This window comes from Pseudomonas sp. NPDC090592 (genome assembly GCF_044769185.1).
Lineage (GTDB): Bacteria > Pseudomonadota > Gammaproteobacteria > Pseudomonadales > Pseudomonadaceae > Aquipseudomonas.
In genome coordinates, this window is the sequence record NZ_JBIVXJ010000005.1 from 195,533 (window position 1) to 219,899 (window position 24,367).

The 24,367-nt window shown below is 63.8% G+C and carries 18 protein-coding genes and 1 pseudogene; 12 read left to right on the forward strand and 7 right to left on the reverse strand.

Annotated features, from left to right (window positions below; all coding sequences use genetic code 11):
* Window positions 1-77: 77 nt before the first annotated feature.
* The 3 genes from ccoG (at window position 78) to ACIQUI_RS06410 (ending at window position 5,089) form a co-directional block, all read left to right on the forward strand.
* Window positions 78-1,481 (forward strand): cytochrome c oxidase accessory protein CcoG, encoded by a 1,404-nt coding sequence (gene ccoG, locus ACIQUI_RS06400; protein WP_403196094.1) that lies wholly within the window; start codon window positions 78-80, stop codon window positions 1,479-1,481.
* A 50-nt stretch (window positions 1,482-1,531) separates the two neighbouring features.
* Window positions 1,532-2,941 (forward strand): GntR family transcriptional regulator MpaR, encoded by a 1,410-nt coding sequence (gene mapR / locus ACIQUI_RS06405; RefSeq protein WP_403196097.1) that lies wholly within the window; start codon window positions 1,532-1,534, stop codon window positions 2,939-2,941.
* 81 nt (window positions 2,942-3,022) lie between these two features.
* On the forward strand, window positions 3,023-5,089 hold the full coding sequence (locus ACIQUI_RS06410; protein WP_403196098.1) for a PAS domain-containing protein: 2,067 nt from the start codon (window positions 3,023-3,025) through the stop codon (window positions 5,087-5,089).
* A 9-nt stretch (window positions 5,090-5,098) separates the two neighbouring features.
* Here ACIQUI_RS06410 and ACIQUI_RS06415 read toward each other — a convergent pair whose 3' ends face one another.
* The 4 genes from ACIQUI_RS06415 to ACIQUI_RS06430 form a co-directional block, all read right to left on the reverse strand.
* Complete coding sequence (locus ACIQUI_RS06415) at window positions 5,099-5,845, reverse strand: SDR family oxidoreductase (RefSeq protein WP_403196101.1); 747 nt, start codon at window positions 5,843-5,845, stop codon at window positions 5,099-5,101.
* Window positions 5,846-6,388: 543 nt separating this feature from the next.
* The gene (locus tag ACIQUI_RS06420) at window positions 6,389-7,924 is read right to left on the reverse strand and encodes a DHA2 family efflux MFS transporter permease subunit (protein ID WP_391133855.1); all 1,536 of its coding nucleotides are present in this window, start codon (window positions 7,922-7,924) and stop codon (window positions 6,389-6,391) included.
* Window positions 7,921-9,114: an HlyD family efflux transporter periplasmic adaptor subunit gene (locus tag ACIQUI_RS06425; protein ID WP_403196105.1), complete on the reverse strand. Its 1,194-nt coding sequence runs from the start codon at window positions 9,112-9,114 to the stop codon at window positions 7,921-7,923. The genes ACIQUI_RS06420 and ACIQUI_RS06425 overlap by 4 nt, the downstream gene beginning before the upstream one ends.
* 30 nt (window positions 9,115-9,144) lie before the next feature.
* Entirely contained in the window at window positions 9,145-9,618 is a 474-nt protein-coding gene (locus tag ACIQUI_RS06430) for a MarR family winged helix-turn-helix transcriptional regulator (protein ID WP_012272018.1), read from the reverse strand.
* Window positions 9,619-10,315: 697 nt separating this feature from the next.
* Here ACIQUI_RS06430 and ACIQUI_RS06435 point away from each other — a divergent pair.
* On the forward strand, window positions 10,316-11,323 hold the full coding sequence (locus tag ACIQUI_RS06435) for a FecR family protein (protein ID WP_403196108.1): 1,008 nt from the start codon (window positions 10,316-10,318) through the stop codon (window positions 11,321-11,323).
* Between the two features lie 13 nt (window positions 11,324-11,336).
* Here ACIQUI_RS06435 and ACIQUI_RS06440 read toward each other — a convergent pair whose 3' ends face one another.
* Window positions 11,337-12,656, reverse strand: a complete 1,320-nt coding sequence (locus ACIQUI_RS06440) for a Na+/H+ antiporter family protein (RefSeq protein WP_403196110.1) — start codon at window positions 12,654-12,656, stop codon at window positions 11,337-11,339.
* An 857-nt stretch (window positions 12,657-13,513) separates the two neighbouring features.
* On the opposite strand from ACIQUI_RS06440, the pseudogene ACIQUI_RS06445 reads away from it, so the two are divergent.
* From ACIQUI_RS06445 to ACIQUI_RS06475, 7 genes and pseudogenes are all read left to right on the forward strand, one after another.
* Window positions 13,514-14,479 (forward strand): annotated as a pseudogene (locus ACIQUI_RS06445) (HAMP domain-containing protein); the annotation flags it as partial.
* 102 nt (window positions 14,480-14,581) lie between these two features.
* Window positions 14,582-15,337 (forward strand): methyl-accepting chemotaxis protein, encoded by a 756-nt coding sequence (locus ACIQUI_RS06450; RefSeq protein WP_391134077.1) that lies wholly within the window; start codon window positions 14,582-14,584, stop codon window positions 15,335-15,337.
* A gap of 98 nt (window positions 15,338-15,435) precedes the next feature.
* On the forward strand, window positions 15,436-16,452 hold the full coding sequence (locus ACIQUI_RS06455) for an ABC transporter substrate-binding protein (protein ID WP_403196113.1): 1,017 nt from the start codon (window positions 15,436-15,438) through the stop codon (window positions 16,450-16,452).
* A complete protein-coding gene (locus tag ACIQUI_RS06460; protein WP_403196116.1) occupies window positions 16,449-17,297 on the forward strand; it encodes an ABC transporter permease in 849 nt (282 codons plus the stop codon). Before ACIQUI_RS06455 ends, ACIQUI_RS06460 begins: the two co-directional genes overlap by 4 nt.
* 143 nt (window positions 17,298-17,440) lie before the next feature.
* The gene (locus ACIQUI_RS06465; RefSeq protein ID WP_403196119.1) at window positions 17,441-18,304 is read left to right on the forward strand and encodes a LysR family transcriptional regulator; all 864 of its coding nucleotides are present in this window, start codon (window positions 17,441-17,443) and stop codon (window positions 18,302-18,304) included.
* Window positions 18,305-18,555: 251 nt separating this feature from the next.
* A complete protein-coding gene (locus tag ACIQUI_RS06470) occupies window positions 18,556-19,473 on the forward strand; it encodes an AEC family transporter (RefSeq protein WP_403196121.1) in 918 nt (305 codons plus the stop codon).
* Between the two features lie 32 nt (window positions 19,474-19,505).
* On the forward strand, window positions 19,506-20,117 hold the full coding sequence (locus tag ACIQUI_RS06475; protein WP_403196124.1) for a cell wall hydrolase: 612 nt from the start codon (window positions 19,506-19,508) through the stop codon (window positions 20,115-20,117).
* Window position 20,118: 1 nt separating this feature from the next.
* On the opposite strand, the gene ACIQUI_RS06480 is transcribed toward ACIQUI_RS06475, so the two are convergent.
* Entirely contained in the window at window positions 20,119-22,287 is a 2,169-nt protein-coding gene (locus ACIQUI_RS06480) for a TonB-dependent receptor (protein WP_403196127.1), read from the reverse strand.
* Window positions 22,288-22,542: 255 nt separating this feature from the next.
* On the opposite strand from ACIQUI_RS06480, the gene ACIQUI_RS06485 reads away from it, so the two are divergent.
* Complete coding sequence (locus ACIQUI_RS06485) at window positions 22,543-23,394, forward strand: CAP domain-containing protein (RefSeq protein WP_403196130.1); 852 nt, start codon at window positions 22,543-22,545, stop codon at window positions 23,392-23,394.
* Here ACIQUI_RS06485 and ACIQUI_RS06490 read toward each other — a convergent pair.
* Entirely contained in the window at window positions 23,361-24,365 is a 1,005-nt protein-coding gene (locus ACIQUI_RS06490; RefSeq protein ID WP_403196132.1) for a GlxA family transcriptional regulator, read from the reverse strand. The genes ACIQUI_RS06485 and ACIQUI_RS06490 overlap by 34 nt on opposite strands.
* Between the last annotated feature and the right edge of the window lie 2 nt (window positions 24,366-24,367).

Below are 24,367 nucleotides of genomic sequence, written 5' to 3' on the forward strand. Positions count from 1 at the left end.
GAAACCTGAGCCTGTGCTGATAACAGCCTCAGGGCCATAGTGCTCATGCCTGATCGAGGCCTGATGAGCACCGAGCCATGAACAATAGAATCCCTTTCACAGAGATCGCCACCGCCCCAGCCAGTTCTCAACCGCGACGCGCCGACAATGGCATCCACACCCGCAGCTTCACCGGGCTGTACCGCAGCCTGCGCATCGGCTTTGCCGGCGCCCTGTTCGTGCTGTTCTTCGGCACAGCCTGGCTGAACTGGAACGGCCGCCAGGCGGTGCTGTGGGATTTGGCCAACAGCAAATTCCATATCTTTGCTGCCACCTTCTGGCCGCAAGACTTCATCCTGCTGTCGGCGCTGCTGATCATCTGTGCCTTCGGCCTGTTCGCCATCACCGTGTACGCTGGCCGCGTGTGGTGTGGCTACAGTTGCCCGCAAAGCACCTGGACCTGGCTGTACATGTGGTGCGAAAAGGTTACCGAGGGTGATCGCAACCAGCGTATCAAGCTGGCAGCCGCACCCTGGAGCCTGAACAAACTGGCGCGGCGCGCCCTCAAACACAGCCTGTGGCTGGCCATCGGTGTCGCCACTGCCCTCACCTTCGTCGGCTACTTCACGCCCATCCGCCCGCTGGCCGCAGAGCTGTTCACCCTGCAACTGGGCGGCGTGGCGCTGTTCTGGGTGCTGTTCTTCACTGCCGCCACCTACATCAACGCCGGCCTGCTGCGTGAAGCGGTATGCCTGCACATGTGCCCGTATGCACGCTTCCAGAGCGTGATGTTCGACAAGGACACCCTGGCAGTTGCCTACGACCCGCGCCGCGGTGAGGCCCGCGGCCCGCGCAAGAAAGGCAGTGACGTACAAGCCCAGGGCCTCGGCGACTGCATAGACTGCACGCTGTGTGTGCAGGTGTGCCCCACCGGCATCGATATCCGCGATGGCCTGCAAATGGCCTGCATCGGCTGCGCAGCGTGCATCGACGCCTGCGACGGGGTGATGGACAAGATGGGCTACGCCCGCGGCCTGATTGGCTACAAGTCCGAGCACAGCCTGCAGGGCGGCACTACCCACTGGCTGCGCCCACGCCTGATCGGCTACGCCGCCGCGCTGGTGGTAATGATCGGTGCACTGGTGGTGGCCTTGCAACTGCGCCCGATGGTATCGCTGGACGTCATCAAGGACCGCGGCCTGTTCCGCGAGAATGCCCAGGGCCAGATCGAGAACATCTACCTGCTCAAGGTCATCAACAAGACCGAGCGCACCCAGCACTACCAACTGCGCCTGCTGGACGCAGAGGGTTTCACCTTGCAGGGCAACACCACCCTGGTGATCCCCGCTGGCGAGATGAGCGAACTGCCGGTGTCGGTCGCGATGCTGGCCGAGCGCCCGGCCAGCAGCTCGCAAGCGCTGAGTTTCGAAATTCGCGAGCGTGACGACCCCGCCATCCGCAGCGTTGCCCAAAGCCGCTTCGTCGCACCGATGAACCGCTGATCCCTTACACTGACTCCACCTTGCCTGCCAGGCTTCGACAGAAGGCCAGAATGAAACGCTACGAACGCTTCGCCGACGACATTGCCGAACTGATCCGCTCCGGGGTACTGGGCCCCGGCCAGCGCGTGCCTTCGGTGCGCTATGCCAGCCAGACCCACGGGGTCAGCCCGTCTACCGTGTTCCAGGCCTACTACCTGCTGGAACGGCGCGGGCTGATCCGCGCCCGGCCGCGCTCGGGTTATTTCGTCAACGCCCACGCCCCACGCCAGTTCAGCGAGCCCCAGGCGTTGCAGCCCGTCAGCGAATCCACTGACGTCGACGTCAGCGCACTGGTGTTCTCGATCCTTGACTCGATCAAGGACCCCAACACCATCCCGTTCGGCTCAGCGTTCCCCAGCCCCGAGCTATTCCCGCTGCAGCGCCTGTCGCGCTCGCTGGCCAGCGCCAGCCGCAGCATGGACCCGCGCATGGTGGTAACCGACCTGTCGCCTGGCAACCCGCAGCTGCGCCGGCAAATTGCCCTGCGCTACATGGTCGGCGGGCTGATGCTGCCAATGGAAGAGTTGCTGATCACCAACGGTGCACTGGAAGCCCTGAACCTGTGCCTGCAGGCGGTGACCCAGCCGGGCGATCTGGTGGCCATCGAAGCCCCTGCCTTCTACGCCTGCCTGCAAGTACTCGAGCGCCTGAAGCTCAAGGCGGTGGAAATCCCCGTGCACCCGCGCGAAGGCATGGACCTCGGGGTACTGGCACAGACGCTGGAAAAGCACCCGGTAAAAGCCGTCTGGTGCATGACCAACTTCCAGAACCCGGTTGGCGCGAGCATGCCGGAGGCGAAGAAGCAGGCGTTGGTGGAACTGCTGGCGCGTCACCAGGTGCCGTTGATCGAAGACGATGTATACGCCGAGCTGTATTACGCGCAACAGGCGCCCAAACCCGCCAAGGCTTTCGATACGCAAGGCCTGGTGATGCATTGCGGTTCGTTCGCCAAAAGCCTTGCGCCCGGTTACCGCATCGGCTGGGTGGCGGCCGGGCGCTTTGCGCAGAAAATCGAGCGGCTCAAGCTGATGACCTCGCTGTGCGCGTCGATGCCAGCCCAGGCGGCGATTGCCGACTACCTGCAGCACGGCGGCTACGACCGCCACCTGCGCAAGCTGCGCTATGCACTTGAAGGCCAACAGGCCAACATGCTGGCGGCCATCACCCGCTACTTCCCTGCGCACACGCAGGTCAGCCAGCCGTCTGGTGGCTACTTCCTGTGGCTGGAGCTGCCCGAGCAGATCGACGCGCTGAAGTTGTTCCACATGGCCCTTGCCCAAGGCATCAGCATCGCCCCCGGGCCGATCTTCTCGCCTACCCGGCGCTTCGGCAATTGCATCCGCCTGAACTATGGCAGCCCCTGGCATGACGGGGCCGAACAGGCCATGGACACCCTGGGGCGGATCATTCGCTCGTTCTGATGGCTGATGGCCTGGTGGGCCACTGTTCGCTTGAAGGTGAACGCGATAAAGTCTGTGCCTCCCCTTTTGTAGGACGTCGGCATGCCCTCCCACGACCTGCACTCACTGCGCCAACAAGTCGATGCCCTTCAGCGGCAGAACGCGCAGTTGCAGTTACAGCTTGCCAGCCATCAGGCCCACGATCAGAACTTTTATCGTTCGCTGTTCGACACCATGGACGAAGGCTTTAGCATCATCGAGTTCTTCGACGGCCCACACGGCCCGTTGAGTGACTATGTGCATGTGCTGGCCAACGCAGCCTATGCCAAGCATGCCGGCATCCCCGACGTGGTCGGGCAGAAGCTGCGTGAAATGGTGCCCGATGAGGCCGATGAGTGGGTGGCCCGTTATGGCGCGGTGTTGCGTACGGGAGAGCCCCTGCATTTCGAGCAAGAACTGGTTGCCACCGGTCATGTACTGTCCGTCACCACGTTTCGCATAGAACCTGCCAAAAGACGCCAGGTAGCCGTGCTGTGCAAGGACGTTACCGAACGACGGCGGGCAGAGCAGGCCCAGCAGCGCCTGAACGAAGAGCTTGAACTGCGGGTGAGCGCTGCACTGGCAGAGCGCCGGCTGTTTGCCGAATTGGTCGACCACAGCATGGCGAATGTGCATGTGGTAGACAGGGCCATGCGCTGGCTGGCCATCAATAGCCAGGCGAAACGTGACTTTCACATGCTGTTCGGGCGTACGCCTGAAATCGGTGATTACTTGCCAGAGCTGATCGGTCATGACCCCGATGCCCATGCGCTGAGCGTGGCCATGTGGCAGCGTGCCCTGGCAGGCGAGCAGTTCGTCGAGATCGGCACCTTCGGCAAGGCGCCCGGGGAGCGCCACTTTGAACTGCGCTTCAATGCCTTGCGCGACCCTGAAGGCGAAATACAATGCGCCTTCCTGTTCGCCTATGACATCAGTGAGCGGGTGCAGGAGCATGAGCGCCTGGCCAAAGCCGAGGAGGCCCTGCGCCAGGCCCAGAAGATGGAAGCGGTGGGCCAGCTCAGCGGCGGCATCGCCCACGACTTCAACAACTTGCTGGGCGGCATCCTGGGCGCCCAGGAACTGATGCGCCAACGCCTGCACGAGTGCCGTTTCGACACCCTGGAACCCCTGCTGGAGCTATCCAGCAGCTCGGCGCAACGGGCATCCTCACTGGTTCACAGGCTGTTGGCCTTTTCTCGCCAGCAAACCCTGCAACCTTGCTCCACGCAGGTGGCCACGCTGGTGGCCGGCATGGAAGAACTGCTGCGCCGCACCATGGGCCCGGCCATTACCCTGGGCAGCCAGTTCCCCACCCAGCTATGGCCGACCTTTATCGACCCGCCGCAGCTTGAAAGTGCGCTGCTCAACGTGTGCATCAACGCCCGCGATGCCATGCCGGCAGGCGGTGTGATCGAGATCATCGGCGACAACCTGCTGCTAGACCAGGTGCAGGCCCAGGCGCTGGAACTGCCCGCCGGCGAGTACGTGCGCCTGAGCATCGCCGACAACGGCAATGGCATGTCGGCAGAGGTGGCCGAGCGTGCCGTCGACCCGTTCTTCACCACCAAACCCATGGGCCAGGGCACCGGCCTGGGTTTGTCGATGACCTACGGTTTCGTCCGCCAGTCGGGGGGCCAACTGCGCGTCCTTTCCACGCTGGGCCAAGGCACGCGCATCGAGTTGCTGCTCCCCCGCCACTACCAGCAACCCAAGGCACCTGCCCCCAAGCCACCGCGCATGTTGCAGGAAAGAACCGGCACGCTGGCGCAGCGCATCCTGCTGATCGAGGACCAGACGGCGTTGCGCGTGGTGGTTCGCGAAGTGCTGGAGGACCTGGGTTACCGGGTCGATGTATTCGAGGACGGCCCCTCTGCCCTGGCCTACCTGCAAAACAGTGAACAGCCAGACCTGCTGCTAAGCGATATCGGCCTGCCTGGTGGCCTGAATGGCCGCCAGGTGGCCGAGTGTTGCCGCGAGCGCTACCCCGACCTCAAGGTGCTGTTCATCACCGGTTACGACGAAAGCGCGGCGCTCAGTGACGGCCAGCTGCTGCAAGGCACCGTGGTGCTGACCAAGCCGTTCGAACTGGAGGTGTTGGCCGAGCAGGTACGTACCCTGCTTGAGGCGTGACAGGCGCGTTCAGCGCCCACCGCCCAGGTCGATGAAGCTGCCCGTGGAGTAGGACGCGTTGTCCGACAGCAGCCAGAGAATGGCCTGCGCCACTTCGTCAGGGCGCCCGCCGCGGCCCATGGGCAAGCCGGGTTCGAGCTTGCTGACCCGGTCGGGGTCGCCGGATAGCGCATGAAAACCGGTGTGGATGTAGCCCGGCCTTACACCATTGACCCGCACGCCTTCTCCTGCCACTTCCTTGGCCAGGCCGATGGTGAAGGTATCGAGCGCACCTTTGGAGGCGGCATAGTCGACATATTCGTTGGGCGAGCCCAGGCGTGCCGCTACCGAAGACACGTTGACGATGGCGCCGCCCAGCCCGCCATGCCGACGGGCCATGCGCAGCAGGGCGTGCTTGGCGCAGAGCATGGGGCCGACGACGTTGGTCTTCATGACCTTGAGCAGGCGGAACTCGGACATGTCCTCGACCCGGCTTTGCTGGCCGATGGTGCCGGCGTTGTTGACCAGTGCAGTAACCGGGCCGAGTGCCTCGTCGACGTGCTGGAACAGCTGGATGATTTCATCCTCGACGCTGGCGTCGGCGCGCACGGCAATGGCTTCGGCGCCAAGGGCGCGGACTTGGCCGAGGATGTCTTCGGCGGCCTGCTCGTCGGCGTGATAGTTGATGCAGATGCGGTAGCCCTGGCGGGCGGCCAGCAGCGCCGTGGCAGCGCCGATGCCACGGCTGCCGCCGGTGATGACGATGACTTTGTCCATGGCTTTGTCGATCGCTCTGGGGAGGGAGAGCCGACAATAGGCGAAATATCTGTGCAGGGGAATGACCATGGTCAGCACAGACACTTCCTGGGTTTGGGTTTGGGTTTGGGTTTGGGTTTGGGTTTGGGTTTGGGTCTGGTTTTTGGGTGTGGGCATTCACATCGCGTAGGTATTCATTACCTAGGGTGGCGCTCAATCACCTTTCCGCCCTTACGGCGGGTCCCTTTTTGTCGTGGCAAAAAGGAACCAAAAACCGTTCGCTCCCATCATCCGGCCCCTACGCTGCGCTCCGGGGTCCCCTCGCTACGGGCTTGCTCCCGGGAGTACGCACTGCAGGCCCCATCCATGGGGCCTCAGCGCTTGACGGGCATCCATGCCCGTCACCTCCCTCCGCAAGCCCTTCGCTCGGCCTCCTGAAGTCGCAATCGGCGGCGCCTGAACTATCGCGCGCTTAGAAGCAAAAGCCGAAGCAAGAGCAAGAGCAAGAGCAAGAGCAAGAGCAAGAGCAAGAGCAATACATATCGTCTGGTCTCTCGGATTGGCTCAATGGCCCGCCGACGCGGGCCCCGCCTTCGCGGTAAACGGCGGTTTGGCGAACCACACTAGCAAGATCAAGCCTGCAAATACCCAGGTCATCAGGGTGAAGTAGTCCACCGTAGACATCATGTACGCCTGCCCGTTGAGTATCTGCTCAAGCTGCGCATAGCTTTGCGGGTTGGCCCCGCCCAGCTGCTCAAGGGTATGCCGCGTTGCCGGGTCGAACTGGCTGATGTTCTCGCTCAGGTAAGCATGGTGCTGGTCCGCCCGGCGAATCCAGATCCAGGTCGTCAGCGAGGCCGCGAAACTCCCGCCCAGGGTACGCAGGAAGGTCGCCAGCCCAGAGCCATCGGCAATCTGGTGCGGCGGCAGGTCGGACAGCAGGATGCTCAAGGTCGGCATGAAGAACAACGCCACGCCAATGCCCATGAACAACTGCACCAAGGCCACATGCTGGAAGTCCACCTCACTGGTGAAGCCCGCACGCATGTAGCAACTGGTGCCAATCGCCAGAAACGCCAACCCCGCGAGCACACGCAGGTCGAAGCGGTGCGCATACTTGCCCACGAACGGCGACATGACTACCGGCAACAGGCCGATCGGCGCCACCGCCAGGCCCGCCCAGGTAGCGGTGTAACCCATCTGCGTCTGCAACCACTGCGGCAGGATCAGGTTGATGCCGAAGAACCCGGCATAGCCACCTACCAGCACAATGGTGCCGACGCGGAAGTTGCGGTGCACGAACAGGCGCAGGTTCACCACCGGGTGGCGATCGGTCAGCTCCCAGATCACGAACACGGCCAGGAACACCACCGAGATCAGGCTACCGATAATGATGAACGACGACTCGAACCAGTCCAGGTCATTACCTTTGTCCAGCACCACCTGCAACGCACCAACACCGATGATCAGCGTCAGCAGGCCGATGTAGTCCATTGGCTGGCGGCTGGTGACCACCGGCCGCGTGCGCATCTGCTGGCGCACCACGGCAGCGGCAAACAGGCCGATGGGTATGTTGATGAAGAAGATCCACGGCCAACTGTAGCTGTCGGTTATCCAACCGCCAAGAATGGGCCCGGCAATCGGCGCCACCACCGTGACCATCGCCAACAGCGCCAGCGCCATGCCTCGCTTGGCGGGCGGGTAGACAGCAATCAGCAACGTCTGGGTCATGGGGTACAGCGGCCCCGCTACCACGCCCTGCAACACGCGAAACCCGACCAGCTCAGGCATCGATTGGGCAATCCCGCACAGGAACGAGGCCAGCACGAACAGCAGCGTGGCCCAGATGAACAGTTTCACTTCGCCAAACCGCCGGCTTAGCCAGCCAGTCAGCGGCAAGGCAATGGCGTTGCTCACCGCGAACGAGGTGATAACCCAGGTGCCCTGCTCGTAACTCACCCCAAGGTTGCCGGAAATGGTCGGCAGCGCCACGTTGGCGATGGTGGTGTCGAGCACCTGCATGAACGTCGCCAGTGACAGGCCGATGGTGGTCAGCAGCAGGCTGGGCGGCGTGAACTGGGCTGCGGCGTTGTTGCTCATCGCTGGGCCGTCTTGCCGGTTGCGCTGTTTTCGTGGATCAAGCGGGCGATCAGGTCATCGGCCTCGACCAGCTGACGGTCGTACACCTGCGTGGTGTAGCTGGCCTGTTGCGGCGGCTGTTGGGCCAGCGCGGGGCCGCTCTGGTCGTGAAGGTCGACTTCCACCACGGTGGAAAGGCCAATGCGCAGCGGGTGGTCCTTGAGCTGGTCCGGGCTCAGGTGAATCCGCACCGGGACCCGTTGCACGATCTTGATCCAGTTGCCAGTCGCGTTTTGCGCTGGCAGCAAGGCAAAGGCGCTGCCGGTACCAGCGCCAAGGCTGTCGACCGTACCGCTGTACTTGACCTCGCTGCCATACAGGTCGGCGCTGATCTGCACCGGCTGGCCGATGCGCATCTCGCGCAGTTGGGTTTCCTTGAAGTTGGCGTCGATCCACACCTGGTCCAGCGGGATCACCGCCATGGTCGCAGTGCCCGGCTGCAAGCGCTGGCCCAGTTGCACGGTACGTTTGGCAACATAACCGGTAACCGGAGCCACCAGGGTGGTGCGGGCGTGGTCGAGGTAGGCCTGGCGCAGGTCGGCTGCAGCGGCCATCACCTCAGGGTGCGAGGACACCACGGTGTCGTCGACCAGCGCACTGCTGGTGCTGAGTTGCTGGCGGGCGCTGTTGACGGCAGCCTGGGCCACGCTCAAGTCATCACGGGCATGGGACAGCTCTTCTGCAGCAATCGCACCGCTGTCGGCCAGCACCTTGCGCCGGTTGAAGTCCTGCTGGGCCTTGCGCAGCTCGGCCTGGCGGGTTTCCAGCTGGGCCTTGAGCGAGTCGACGTTGCTGTACAGCCCGCGCACCTGGCGCACACTGCGCGCCAGCTTGGCTTCGGCAGACTGCAAGGCCACCTCGCTGTCGGCCGGGTCGAATTGCAGCAACACCTGGCCGGCGTGGACCAGGTCGCCGTCATCGGCACCAATGCTGGTGACCGTGCCGGTAACCAGCGGGGTGATCTCCACCACGTTGCCATTGACGTAGGCATCGTCAGTGCTTTCGTGCCAGCGCCCGACCAGGCTGTACCAGGCCCAGGTACACGCACCGGCAACGATCAGCAGCAACAGCAGGCCTAGCACCCAGGCCTTGCGCTTGCGTGACGGCTCGGGCGTGGCGGAGGGGGTCGGGGTGTCTGCGGGGGTAGCCATGACAATACCTTGGATAATTCGTGACAGGGTTCAACGGTCGCCAAAGCGGCGGATCGTCAACGGGTCGCCAGCACCGAGCAGGACCTTGGCCAGCAAGCCTTCCAGGGTCTTCAACTCTTCTGGGGCCAGCACGCCGCACAATTCGTTCATGGCGGCAGCGCCAATTTCCGGCAGGCGGTCGGCCAGGCGCTGGCCGTCGGCGGTAAGCGCCAGGCGCACCAGGCGGCGGTCGTCGGCGCAGCGGTTGCGCACGATCAGCTCCTTCTGCTCGAGGCGGTCGAGCATGCGGGTCATCGAACCGCTGTCCAGGCCCAGGTAGCGGCACAGCTCGGCCGGGGTGTCCACCTGGTACTGGGTGACGATGATCAGCACCTTGAACTGCGCGGCGGTGACACCCTCTGATTCCAGGTGCCAGTCGAGAATGCGGTCCTTCAGGATCGCCGCGCGGCCGAGCAGCATGCCGATGGCGCAGGTCTGGAAGTTTTCGGGTGAGAAATGGGCCATTGGGGACTGCTCGGGCAATTGTTTAAAAATATTACTGCTTAGGCAGTGAATGTCAAAGCTTTGATTAGCTTGCTATGGAAAATTTCATGAAATGGCGTTTCTGGCACTTGCTGCGTGCGTTGTTTGGAGACTTGGCGAGATCTCTGTGGGAGATTCTATGGTTTCTGGCAATGGCATCAGGGTTGCCAGGTGCTCGCCACGGCATCTTCAGCGCCTGGGAGATCGAGCGCCGCCCGCGCGGCGCATCGCGAGCAAGCTCGCTCCTACATTTTTTTCGGGCCAGTAACGCCTGTGCCATGCGCGCGCGACCGCCTTGTTCGTACGACCCACTATCGAGTCATGCGCCAAAGCGTTCGCGCGCAAATCCCACAGGAATGATTGGCCCGAAACAAATGTAGGAGCGAGCTTGCTCGCGATGCGCCGCGCGGGCGGCGCTCGGTCTCCCAGGCGCTGCATATCTTGCGGCCAACACCTGTCAGCCCTGATGCAATCCCTGTGGGAGCCTGGCTTGCCGGCGATGGCCTGCAAAGCAGCCCCCTGCGATCTCAACGGGTAAATGCGTGCGCGAAGGGTTCTCAAACGCTGAAAAACCATTGCAAATCCGACGAAAAACCGTCACAACTGATAGTCATTCGCCATTACGTCGGTTCTCGGGAGCCCTCTAGCAAGGGTAGAATGCGCAAAACCCGGAGCCGCAATGAACCAAGACCGCCTCAACCCCAGCCCAGACGATGCCATCACCGACGCTGCCGCGCATTGGTGCATGCGCCTGCATGCCGAAGATTGCACGGCGGCCGAGCGCGAGGCGTTTGCTGGCTGGCTGGCGTCGGACCCGCGGCATGCCGAGGAATACCAGGCGATGCTGGAGATCTGGCAAACCGCCGACCTGTTGCCGCGCAACGCTACCGTCGTCGACTTCAACCCGCCCGTTCGCCAACCTGCGCGCCCGCGCAACTGGCGCCCGCTGGCATCCGCCGCCGCCATTGCCCTGGCAGTACTGCCGCTGGCCGGCTGGGTGGGCTGGGAACAAGGCTGGCTGCCCAACCACTACCAGCACTTCGAAGCCGGCGACCGCATGCAGACCGTGGAGTTGAGCGACGGCAGCACGGTGCAACTCAACCTCAATACCGAACTGACCTACCTCAATTACAAGGACCAGCGCCAGGTCACCCTCAAGCGTGGCGAGGCATTCTTCAAGGTGCAGCACGACAGCAGCCACCCGTTCATCGTGCATGCCGGCCGTGGTCAGACCCGCGTTACCGGTACACAATTCAACGTGTGGAAGTACCAGGATCAGGTCAAGGTCACCCTGGTGGAGGGCTCGGTGCTGGTGACCAGTGACGGCAGTGCCGGCGGCTACCGCCTGGGCCCAGGCATGCAGGCCAGCTACCACAAGGGCGACTTTGAGCCGCAGCTGGAACAGAGCGATGACTATGGCAACAGCCTGGCCTGGCGCAGCGGCAAGCTGGTGCTCGACAACCTGAGCCTGGAACAGGCGCTACCGGTGATCAACCGCTACCTCGACGCGCCGCTGCTGCTGGCCGATGCCAGCACCGGCCGCATCCGTATCAGTGGCATCTACAACACCCGCGAGGTGGCTCGCCTGGTCAATAACCTGCCCAAGGTGCTGCCGGTCTACCTGACCCGCAGCAAGGACGGCAGCACCGTGCTGAACCGCATCTCGCCGCCGCCCGACAAGGGCTGACACCCTCCCCGTTTTACAAGGTCATTGCTGCCAGCCAGCCGAACGCCAGCAGCGGCAGGTTGTAGTGGATGAAGGTCGGCACCACAGTGTCCCAGATATGGTGGTGTTGGCCATCCACGTTCAGGCCCGAGGTCGGCCCCAGCGTGGAGTCCGAGGCCGGCGAACCTGCATCGCCCAAGGCACCCGCAGTACCGACGATGCACACGGTGGCCACCGGGTCGAAGCCCAGTTGCACGCACAGCGGCACAAAGATCGCAGCCAGGATCGGCACCGTCGAGAACGACGAGCCGATGCCCATGGTCACCAACAGGCCTACCAGCAGCATCAGCAAGGCACCAATCCCCTTGCTATGGTCGATCCACTGCGCCGAGGTTTCCACCAGGCTTTTCACTTCACCGGTGGCCTTCATCACGTCGGCAAAGCCCGAGGCGGCAATCATGATGAAGCCGATCATGGCCATCATCTTCATGCCTTCGGTGAACAGGTCGTCGGTGTCCTTCCACTTGACGATGCCCGACAGCGAGAAGATCAGGAAACCGACCATGGCACCGATGATCATCGAGTCGAGCAACAGCTGGACAATGAATGCCGCGGCAATGGCCAACCCCGCCACCAGCAGTGTCAGCGGGTTGTACTGCACGCTCACCTGCTCCACCTGCTCGATGCGCGCCAGGTCGTAATCACGCTTCCTGCGGTAGCTGATGAATACCGCCAGCAGCAGGCCGACCAACATACCGGCAGCCGGAATGGCCATGGCGTGGGTGACATTGACACCACTCACATCGACACCGGCACGGGCCACGTTGGCCAGCAGGATTTCGTTGAGGAAGATGTTGCCAAAGCCTACCGGCAGGAACATGTACGGGGTAATCAGGCCGAACGTGATCACGCAGGCGATCAGCCGGCGGTCGATGCGCAGCCGGGTCAGCACGTACAGCAGCGGCGGCACCAGCAGCGGAATGAAGGCGATATGAATGGGCAGGATGTTCTGTGACGCCACCGCCACCGTCAGCATCAGGCCGATCATCAACCATTTCACCTTGCCGCCATTGGCGTGGCCCTGGCGGTCGATCATGGCCAGGGCGCGGTCAGCCAGCGCATGCGCCAGCCCGGACTTGGCAATGGCCACGGCAAAAGCCCCCAGCAGCGCATAGGACAAGGCCACCGTAGCACCACCGCCCAGCCCGCCGTTGAAGGCCTTGAGCGTACCTTCGATACCCAGGCCTCCGACCAGCCCACCGACCAGGGCGCCAATTATCAGGGCGATGACCACGTGCACGCGGGACAGGCTGAGTATCAGCATGATGCCGACCGCGGCGATCACTGCATTCATGGTTGGCTTACCTCATTGCGACAGAAAAAAGCGCGAACTCTGAAGCAGTGGGGGGGCAGATGTCAAAAATGCCATGCTGCGGCGGATTTCACAGAGGCCGTATTTTTAATTGAATGTTTGAATAAAGAAAAATCAGGCTGGGCCGATACTGTGGGAGGCTGGGGGCCTGGCTGCAGATTTGTGGCGCCTGTGAGATCGAGCGCCGCCCACGCGGCGCTTCGCGGGGCAAGCCCGCTCCCACATCTGTTTCGGGCCAGTCATGCCTGTAATGTCACCGGTGCCCGCCTTGCCTGTCCGACTCGATACCGAGGCATGCGCAACCGCCCTCCATCCTCTTCGAGCCATGCACCAAAGGTGCGCGCGCACGTGGAACAGGAGGGATTGGCCCGAAACAGATGTGGGAGCGGGCTTGCCCCGCGAAGCGCCGCGCGGGCGGCGCTCGATCTCACAGGCGCCACAAATCTCCAGCCAGGCACCTGCCAGCCCTATCCAGCCCCAAAGCCATAACCCTTACAGCCAAAAAAGGGATCCGCCCCATGCCTTTGCGACAACTTTCCATCCAGTGGAAGATCACCCTGCTCGCCGGTCTCTGCCTGGCCGGTATCGTCACCTTGCTTGTCGGCCTGTCACTGTACCGCATGGACCACAGCTCGGACCTGGTCAAGGCCAGCAGCATGCAGATGCTGACCGAAGCGGCGCAGTCGCGCATCGAGTCGCAGGGTGAGGTGCAAGCCCTGAATATCCGCCGCCAGTTCATGGACGCCTATCAATACGGCGCAGGCTTCGCCCGCCAGGTGCTGTTCCTGCGCGAGCAGGCCCAAAAGCGCTATCTCGATGCCTTCGACCTGCGCGAGGACATGACCCGCCAGGTGCGCGCCGCCCTGCAAGCCAACCCCGACCTGCTTGGCCTGTCGCTGGTGTTCGAACCCAACGCACTGGACAGCAAGGACAGCCTGTTCGCCGGCAAGGCAGAGCTGGGCAGCAACGAAACCGGGCGCTTTGCCCTGTACTGGTCGCAGCCGCGTGCCGGCCAACTGACCGCCATGGCGTTGCCCGAGCATGACATGGCCAACACCGAGATCGGCCCCAGCGGGCAGCCGGCCAACACCTGGTGGGTGTGCCCGCGCACCACCGGCAAGGTGTGCGTGGTGGAGCCCTACTTCTACGACATTGATGGCCAACAGGTGCTGATGACCAGCATCGTCTTCCCGCTGGCCGTCAACGGCAAGACCATTGCCACTTTGTCCATCGACATCAACCTCAACAGCCTGCAAGCCCTGAGCCAGGAAGCAAGCCGCAGCCTGTACGAAGGCCGCACGACGGTCGGCATCCTCAGCCCGGTCGGCCTGCTTGCCGGCTACAGCGCCGACGCCAGCAAGCTGGCCCAGCGCTTCGATCAGGTGGACTCGGCCAAAGGTGCCGAGCTGGTGCGCAAGCTGGCCGATGGCAAGATGACCATCCTGCACGACCAGCAACGCCTGAAGGTGCTGGCCGCGTTCCGCCCGATCCCCGACGCGCAACCCTGGGGTGTGCTGCTGGACGTGCCGGAAAACGCCCTGACCGGGCCTGCCGAAAAACTGAAGCAGGAACTGGACGCACTGAACACCAGCGGTACCCTGCTGGAGCTGGGCCTTGGCCTGGCGGCGGCCATTGCCGGCCTGCTTATGGTGTGGCTGATGGCACGCGGGGTTACCCGGCCGATTCTTGGTGTGGCCGCCATGCTCAAGGACATTGCCAGTGGTGAAGGCGACCTCACCCGCCGCCTGACCTACCAGAAGCAGGACGAGCTGGGCGAGCTGGCCGGCTGGTTCAACCGCTTCCTCGACAAGTTGCAGCCGACCATCGCCGAAGTAAAACGCTCGGTGCAGGCTGCCCGCGGCACCGCTGACCAGTCCTCGGCCATCGCCACGCAAACCAGCGCTGGGATGGAACAGCAGTACCGCCAGGTCGACCAGGTGGCCACCGCCTCGCACGAGATGAGTGCCACCGCACAGGACGTGGCCCGCAGCGCGGCCCAGGCTGCGCAGGCCGCCCGTGACGCCGACCAGGCCACCCGCGAGGGGCTGGCGGTGATCGACCGCACCACTACCAGCATCGATGCCCTGGCCGCCAACATGAGCGACGCCATGGCCGAAGTCGAAGGCCTGGCGCAGAACAGCGAGAAGATCGGTTCGGTGCTGGAGGTGATTCGTTCGATTGCCGAACAGACCAACCTGCTGGCTCTCAACGCCGCCATCGAGGCGGCCCGCGCAGGCGAAGCCGGCCGTGGCTTTGCCGTGGTTGCCGATGAAGTACGCAACCTGGCCCGGCGCACCCAGGAGTCGGTGGAAGAAACCCGCCAGGTGATCGAGGCCTTGCAGGACGGCACCCGCGAAGTGGTCGGCGCCATGGACAACAGTCACCGCCAGGCCCAGGGCGGTGTCGAGCAGGTCGGCCAGGCCGTCACTGCGTTGCAGCGCATCGGCCAGGCAGTGACGGTGATCACTGACATGAACCTGCAAATCGCGTCTGCCGCCGAAGAGCAAAGTGCGGTGGCCGAGGAGATCAACAGCAACGTGGCGACCATCCGCGATGTCACCGAATCGCTGTCGGGGCAGGCCAACGAATCGGCGCGGGTCAGCCAGTCGCTGAACAGCCTGGCCAACCAGCAGCAGGCACTGATGGACCAGTTCCGCGTGTGAGGCAAACCGGGCCGCCGCGTGCGGCCCTGAATCCCGCCGCGACCTCGTCGTCTACACTTGCCCCACCCCCCCAAGGCGCGGCAAACGACGAGGTCTGGATGAAGACATTTCAAACACTGCTGGCCGGCCTGCTGCTGGCTGCAGGCCTGGCGAGTACCGACACTGCCGCTTCGGCAGAGCAACGCCCGCCCATCCATTTTGGCGCCATCGGCTGGGAAAGCGGCGCCCTCACCACCGAAATCCTGCGGCTGATCGTGGAACGCGGCTACGGCTACCCCACCGATACCCTGCCGGGCAGCACGGTCAGCATGGAAGTGGCGCTGGCCCGCAACGACCTGCAAGTGATTGCCGAAGAGTGGGCCGGACGCAGCCCTGCATGGGTCAAGGCCGAGCAGGCGGGCCAGGTATTCGCGCTGGGTGACACGGTCAAGCATGCCGAAGAAGGCTGGTGGGTACCGGCGTATGTGATCGAAGGCGACGCTGCCCGCAAGCTCAAGCCCGTGGCGCCAGAGTTGCGCAGCGTCGACGACCTCAAGCGCTACCCGCAAGTATTTCGTGACCCCGAATCGCCCGACAAGGGCCGCTTCCTGAACAGCCCCAGCGGCTGGACATCAGAAACGGTCAACAGCCAGAAGCTCAAGGCGTATGGCCTGAACGAGCTGTACAGCAACTTCCGCAGCGGGTCCGGGGCGGCGATGGATGCCGAAATCGGCTCGGCCATTCGCCGCGGCCAGCCGGTGCTGTTCTATTACTGGAACCCGACGCCGCTGATGGGGCGCTACAAACTGATCCGCCTGGAGGAGCCAGTATTCGATCCCCAGGCCTGGGCCACGCTGACGGATGCCGGCAACCCCAACCCGAAGGGCAGCCGCTCGCTGCCAGCGAAGTTGTCGATTGGTGTGTCCAAGGCCTTTCGCGACGGCTACCCGGACCTGGTGGCGGTGTTCGAACAGGTCGACCTGCCGATCGACCGGCTCAACCAGGCGCTGGCCAGGATGAGCGAGAAGCGCACGCCACCGCGCGAAGCCGCCCTCGCCTTCCTGCGTGACAACCGGGAAGTCTGGAAGGCCTGGCTGCCCGGTGAAGTCGCAGCCAAAGTCGAGGCCAGCCTGTGAGCGATGGCTTCCCGCAAGCTTTGCAGTTTTCCTTCGCCGACAGCGTCAACCGGCTGGTTGACTGGCTGGTAATGCATTACGGCGATCACCTGCGCTCCGTCTCGGACCAGTTGCTGCAACTGCTGGTTGGCCTGGAAAACCTGCTGCGCCTGCTGCCTTGGTGGCTGCTGTTGCTGCTGGTTGGCCTGCTGGCCTGGCATGCCAGTCGCAACCTGCTGCGCAGCGCGGTGCTGGTGGCGCTGCTGGCCCTGATCGGCATGCTCGGGTTGTGGGACAAACTGCTGCAGACCTTGGCCCTGGTGCTGGTGAGTACCAGCCTGTGCGTGCTGGTGGGTGTGCCACTGGGCATCTTGCTGGCGTCCCGCCCCCTGGCGAAGCGCCTGCTGTTGCCGGTGCTGGATGTGATGCAGACGCTGCCCGCCTTCGTTTACCTGATCCCGGTGCTGATGCTGTTCGGCCTGGGCAAGGTGCCCGCCGTGTTTGCCACACTCATCTATGCCCTGCCGCCACTGGTGCGGCTGACCGAACTGGGCCTGAGCCAGATCGACCCCTCGTTGTTGCAGGCCGCGCACGGCCTGGGTGCCAGCCGCTGGCAGCGTTTGCGGCGTATTGCCCTGCCACTGGCGCTGCCGAGCATCATGGCCGGGCTGAACCAGTCGGTGATGATGGCCTTGTCGATGGTGGTGGTAGCGTCGATGATCGGCGCCCGCGGGCTGGGTGAGGATGTGCTGTCGGGGATCCAGACGTTGAACGTGGGCCAGGGTGTGGAGGCCGGCTTGGCGATTGTCGCGCTGGCCATGGTGATCGACCGGATCAGCCAGGCGTATGGGCGCCCTGTGCGCTGAACAGTGCTGCCTGTACCGGCCCTTTCGCAGCACAAGGCTGCTCCTACAGGTACTGTGCAGGCCGCTGTAGGAGCAGCCTTGTGCTGCGAAAGGGCCGGGCCTGACAATACCGCTCTGTCAGCTTGCAACCGGACCTCACCCGCATGTCCCTCAAAGCCCTGCGCACCCTGGTGACCATTGCCCGCCACGGCACCTTCGCCCGCGCCGCCGACCTGCTCAGCCTCACGCCGTCGGCGGTGAGCCTGCACATAAAAACCCTTGAAGACGAGCTGCAGGTCACCTTGTTCGACCGCAGCCGCCGGCAAGTGGTGTTGACCGAAGCCGGCCAGCTGGCAGTGGCACGCGCCGAGGCCATTTTGGGCGCCTATGACGAACTGGCCGACGCGCTGGCCAGCGGCCCGAGCCTGCGCGGCCGCCTGCGGCTGGGGGCCATCCACACCGTGCTGGCACGACGCCTGCCCAAGGCGCTGGTATGGATCAAGGCCAACCACCCGCAATTGCATATCAGCGTGGCCTCGGGCATGTCGGCAGAGCTGGCACGCCGTGTGGAAGACGGTGAGCTGGACGCGGCGATCACCACCGAGCCGGTCAGCCCGTACCCGCAGAGCCTGGATTTCACACCGCTGTTCGAAGACCGCTTCTGGGCTATCGCCAGCCCCGAACTGGCCGGGCACAGCGTGCCTGAATTGCTGGCCAGCCAACCGTTCCTGCGCTTCGACAAACGCGCCTGGGCCGGGCGGCAGATCGAACAGGAACTGCGTCGGCAGCATTTACAGGTGAGCGAGCAGATGGAACTGGACAGCCAGGAAGCCCTGGCAAGCATGGCGGTAATGGGCCTGGGCGTGGCGATCATCCCCATGGCGAACGACGACCTGCAACGCCTGCCACCCGCCACCTGCCTGCCATTTGGCGAACCGCAGCTGACCCGGCGGGTGGTGTTGCTGGAGCATGAGAAGAGCCAGCGCAGGCATTTGAGTGCGGTGCTGAAAACTGCGCTGGAGGCGTAGTAGCGCATTACCGGCTGTTCTAGCGGGACCTCTGTGGGAGCGGGCGTGCCCGCGAACACCGGCATAGCCGGTGCCATCCATCGCGTTGGATTCTTCGCGGCGGTTCGACGCCTCGACATGCCCGCTCCCACAGGACCTGCGTAATACCTCAACCATGCATTATTTCTCAACGGTCAGTGCAGAAAACAACGTTTTTACAAATGCTTTGTCACCCCTAGTCTATGCACGTACCCGACCACGGAACGTCGACCATGCTCCACTTGCTGCTGACCACCCTGCTACCGATCATCCTGCTGATTGCCTTGGGCACCTTCCTGCGCCTGCGCGGCTTCCTGGCGGAGAGCTTCTGGCCCGGCGCCGAGCGCCTGAGCTATTACGTACTGCTTCCCTCGCTGTTCCTGCACGGCCTGGCCACTGCCAACCTCGACGGCGTGCCGGTAATGGGCATGGTCGGCGTGCTGATGCTCTCGACCTTGGCCGGGGCCTTGCTGCTGGTGCTGTACCAGGGTGCGATCAACCACGACGGCGCTGACTTCACCTCGGTGTTCCAGGGCGGCATTCGCTTCAACAACTACATTGGCGCCACCCTCGCCGCCGGCATCTACGGCAGTGCCGGCATCGCCCTGGCGGCAGTGGCCAATGCCGCCATCGTACCCTTGGTCAACCTGCTGTGCGTGCTGGTGTTCGCCCGCTTCAGCGCCCGCCACAGCTCGGCGGCCACGGTGCTACGGGCAATCTTCGCCAACCCGTTGATCGTCGGTTGTGCAGGTGGGCTGCTGCTGCGGGTAACAGGCCTGGGCCTGCCGCCAGGCATCGAACCCACGGTCAAGGCACTGGGCCAGGCCGCTCTGCCGCTGGGCCTGCTGTGTGTGGGCGCGGCGCTGGGAGGGGCCCGCCTGGGCCAGCAGGTGCGCCCGCTGATGGCTGCGTCGGCGTTCAAGTTCCTGGTCATGCCATTGACCACCTGGGGCCTGTGCCGCGTGCTTGGCCTGAGTGGCCAGGCAGCGGTGGTGGCGGTGCTGTTCCAGGCCTTGCCCACTGCTTCGTCGTCGTATGTGATGGCCAGGCAAATGGGTGGCAACGCCCCCCTGATGGCCACCATCATTGCCCTGCAGACTGTTGCTGCCGCTGCAACCCTGCCTTTGGTACTAATGCTTACGCTTGGCTAGACTGGTATCAGCCCCCATCCGGAAGCTTTGCCATGCGCCTTGCCTGCATCGTGATCAGCTTGACCTCGGCCCTGCTCGCAGGCCCCTTGCACGCAGCCGACACGGCCAAGGCTGCGGTGGCTGAAGAGAAAGCCGAAGTGCTCGAGGAAAAGGTGGTCAACGATGCGCCGCCGCCGAAAAAAACCGAAAAACTGACCTCAAGCGAAGCCCAGGCCGTGGACCCGGCCGGGCAGGCGCCGCTGGACGACAGCCTCACCTGCCTGGCCCGGACCATCTACTGGGAAGCCAAAGGTGCCGATGCCGAAGACATGTCGGCCGTGGCCAGTGTGGTGCTGAACCGCCTGGGCCATGACGGCTTCCCCGATACCATCTGCGGCGTGGTCAAGCAGGGCGTGGAGACCAAGGCCTGCCAGTTTTCCTGGTGGTGCGACGGGCGCCCGGACCAGGTCGAGGAAGCGCAGCGCTACGATGTTGCCAAGGAGATCGCCCGCAAGGCGCTCAACCAGCAATTGAAAGACCCCACCGGCGGTGCGCTGTACTTCCACGACCGCACGGTGCACCCCGACTGGACCAAGGCCTACCGCAAGACTGCACAGACCACGCACTTTCTGTTCTACAAGCCGAACCAGGCATTGGCGCGCTGAATCAGAAATCCACGGTGCCCGAAAACTTGACCAGCCGTGGGTCACCCTGGGTCAGATAGCCGCCATTGGCTGATGCCCAGTAATTCTTGTCGGTCAGGTTTTCCACGTTCATGCGCAGCGTGACGGCTTTGTCTTGTACTTTGAAGCTATACCGTGCGCCCACGTCGAAGCGGTTCCAGGTCGGCAGGCTGAGGGTATTGGACGGGTTGGCGTACTGGCCGCCGGTGCGCAGCATGCGGGCGTTGACTGCCACGCCCTGCAGCCCCGGCACATCCCAATCGACACTGGCGTTGAGCTGGAAAGTGGGCACCCCGACGGCATGGTTGCCGTCGTCGGCGCCACCCTGGGTGTTCTTCAGTTCGGTGTCCATGCGCGTGCCACCCGCCATCAGGCGCAGCCCCTGCAACGGTTCGCCAAACACACTCAGCTCGATGCCCTTGTTGACCTGCTCGCCATCCTGGACAAACACATTGCCCTGGACAAAGCCATCGGTGGGCCGCTCGATGCGGAACACTGCCAGGTTGGCGCCGAACGTCTGGTAGTCGAGCTTGACGCCCGCTTCCACTTGCTTGGTCTTGGCCGGTGGAAACACCTCGCCCACGTTGACGATACCCTGCCCGGAAGCCGTCGCCCCCTGCGCCAGGCCTTCGATGCGGTTGGCATACAGCGAGATCGACGGGTTGACCTTGTAGACGATGCCATACACCGGCGTAGTGACCGACTCGTCGTAGAACGCGTTGCGCCCCAGATCCGGCCCTTCGCCGTCGTAGGCGTAGCCCTCCACCCGCAGCTGTTGACGGCGCACGCCCAGTGTTACCAGCAAGCGGTCATCGAACAGGCCCACCGTATCGGACACCGCGAGGCTGCGGTTGCGCGTTTTGCCGGTAACCCCCGGGTCGTCCAGCTTGCCGCCAGTGAAGGTCGGAGTGGTTGGCCTTGGCAATGGGTCGGTGTGGTAGATATTGGTGTCTTGCGAGTTGTAAAAGACGAAGGCGTTTTCCTGCTGGGTCCAGATGCTGGCCGCGCCGAAGTTGAGCTGGTGACTGATCGGGCCAGTCTGGAAGCGCCCGTTGATGCCGCCCATCAACGTGGTGTTGTCTTCATTGTGAGGGATCTCGGAGCCGGCGATGGTGGCATCGCCGGTGGCCGCATCGGTCAGGATCGGCGTGCCGTAGAAGCCGTTCTCGTGGGTGTGCTTGATGCCACCGGCCAGGTAGCCGCTCCAGTTGTCGTTGAAGTCGTAGTCACCACGGACCATGCCGAAGGTGTCCTCGGTTTCGGTCCACGACCAGTCCTGGCCGTAGTTATGGTCGGCAGCCGGTGCACGCGGAATGTCAGTCAGGCCAGCCCCCAGGCGCACGCTGTTGCGCATGTGGTTGACGCGTTGCTTCTGGTAGCCGATATCGGTAGACAAGCGAAAGCTGTCACCGCGGTAATCGAACCCGACGATGAACAGCTTGCTACGTTGGTGCTGGTCGTCCACCGCGGTTTCACCTTCGCGCTGCGACAGGTTCAGGCGCACGCCAAAGCGGTTGTCCTCGCCGAAACGCTGGCCGATGTCCAGGTGTTCGCCAAGGCGGCCATCGCTGCTGATGTCCTGGGTATAGCGCCGGGTGGGTTTATCACCGGCACGTTTGGGTTGCAGGTTGACGTTGCCACCCAGGCCAGTGCCTGTGGGGCTGGCGCCGTTGAGGAAGGCATTGGGGCCTTTGAGCACCTCCACCCGCTCGATGGCATCGGTGGAAATCATCTGCCGTGGCAGCACGCCGTACAGGCCATTGAACGCCACGTCATCACCATTGAGCGGCAGGCCGCGAATGACGAACACTTGCGACTGGTTGCCGAAGCCAAACGACTGGCGCACGGAGGGGTCGTTGAGCAGCACGTCACCAATGTCTTCAGCCTGCTGGTCCTCGATCAACTGCGAGGTGTAGCTGGTCATGGTGAATGGCACATCCATCATGTCCTGGTTGCCCAGGATACCCATCTGCCCACCCCGCGCTACCTGGCCGCCGGCAAATGGCTCCGGTGGCTCGCCCTTGGGCCTTGTGGCCTCGGCATTGACGGCGGTGGCATCCAGTTCGATGACACCCTCGGCGGCCTGGGCATTGACCGCAACGGAACAGCAGACAGCAAGAAAGGTCGATTGATACGGACGGACTCGTGCCATGGAAGGCTCCCGATCGGTAAGGGCCTTCCTGGCAGGTTGGGAATAACTGGCGTTTGAGTATTGTTTCTAGTCGATGTTACGAATGATTACCAAGTGATCGCACTTTTCCGGCGACCAGTGGTCTACTCCCTCTTTTGCCGCCAGCAACGATTGCCGGCGTTTTCATTGCTTTGCACCGGCCAGGGGCCAAAAGCCCCGGGCTTGTGTAGGATGAGCAGCGCATACCACGACGCTGCCAGTCATAGGGAGATCCACATGCGCGTCCTGTCATCCGTTGCCGCCTTGTCGCTGGGCCTGGTCGTCTCGACCGGGGCGCTGGCTGTCACCGGCGAAGAGGCGCAACTGATCGATTCGATCAATGTCTACCGCAGCCAGGCCCAGCGCTGCGGTGGCGAAGCGTCGCTGGAGTTGCCGCCGCTCAATAGCGATACCCGCCTGGCGCTGTCGCCAGAGGGTACCCGTGACCTGCAGCAGGCCATGACCCGCGCTGCCTACCCCATGGTCAACGTACAGGCCATCAGCCTGTCGGGGCCACGCGATGCGCGCGCGGCCATGCATGCCATCGAAGAGAGCTTCTGCCAGGTGGTGCTCGACCCGCAGTTCGTCGATATCGGCGTCAGCCAGGAGGGCCGCGACTGGCGCATCGTGCTGGCCCGGCCGCTGCTCAGCGGCCGCCTGGGCGACTGGCAGGCCGAGGGGCAGAAGGTATTGCAAGAGATCAACGCTGCGCGCAAGGTACCGCGCCAATGCGGTGGCCAGCCATTCGCTGCAGCCCCCGCACTGAGCTGGAGCACGGTACTGGCGGGGGTCGCCGCCAACCACACACGGGCCATGGCCAACCAGAACTTCTTCGACCACATCGACAAGGATGGCCGCACCCCCGGTGACCGGGCGGAACTGGCCGGCTACCAGTACCAGCAAGTGGGCGAAAACATCGCCGCCGGGCGAGACACCGCACACAAGGTGGTCGATGGCTGGCTGCAGAGCCCCGGGCATTGCGCCACGCTGATGAACCCGGAGTTCCGTGAGCTGGGCGCCGCCTATGCCGTGGACCCGAAAAGCGATGCCGGGATCTACTGGACAGGGTTGTTCGGGACGCCGCAGTAAGCCGGGTGTCTGGCTGCCCGCAACGCCAGGGCTGTGCAGCCAAACCGCCGCCGTACGCACTTGCCCAGGTAACTGGCATCGCCTAACCCTGTTTCGTCGGCAATCTGCGCCAGGCTGTGGCTGGAATTGAGCAAGCGCCAGCGCGCCTGCTGCAAGCGCATCTCCAGCCACCAGGCCTTGGCACTCATGCCATGGCTGGCCTGGAACTGCCGGTCCAGCTGGCGTCGGCTGATACCCAGTTCTGCAGCCAGCTGCTCCACCGCCAGCGGGGTGCCCAAGTGGTGACGCATCAACGCCTGCGCCCGCTGCACCTGGCGCCCCTGGCCCACACCAAGCTCCAGCGAGCGCAAGGCGTGGCGGCTGTCGCGGGTTTCGTCCACCAGCATATCCGCCAGCCCTTTGAGCGCCCGGGTGCGCCCACAGGCTTGTGACAACAGCGCCACCGCCAGGTCGATGGCTGCCGTGCCGCCAGCGCAGGTAATACGGCCTGCGTCGATGCAATACAGTTGATCGCGCAGCACCTGCAACTGCGGGAACGCTGCACGAAACTCGGCTTCGTGACGCCAGTGCACGACCACCTTGTGGCCCCGTAACAACCCACACGCGGCCAACAGGAAGGCGCCATTGTCGACCCCCACCAGCTTGACCCCGGCTTTGCCGGCCTGCCTGAGCAAGCTCTGGTAGTGCGGCGCCAAAGCAGCTGTAGCCATGGCGTTGCGCCCGCCGAACACCACCAGGTAGTCGAAACTGGCCAGCGCAAGCTGGCCGGCCACCGCCTCGACCTGCACCACCGCCCCACTGCTCGACGGTACCGGGTCAAGGGTGAGCCCTGCCACGGTCCAGCTGCAATAGCGCTGCTGGCTGTAGTCTTCGTCGTCGGCGCTGAAGCGCAATTTGTCGAGAAAACCGCCGAATGGCAGCAGGGCAAAATCCGGGAGTGGCAGGATCAGCAGGCGGATATCAGGCAGCATGG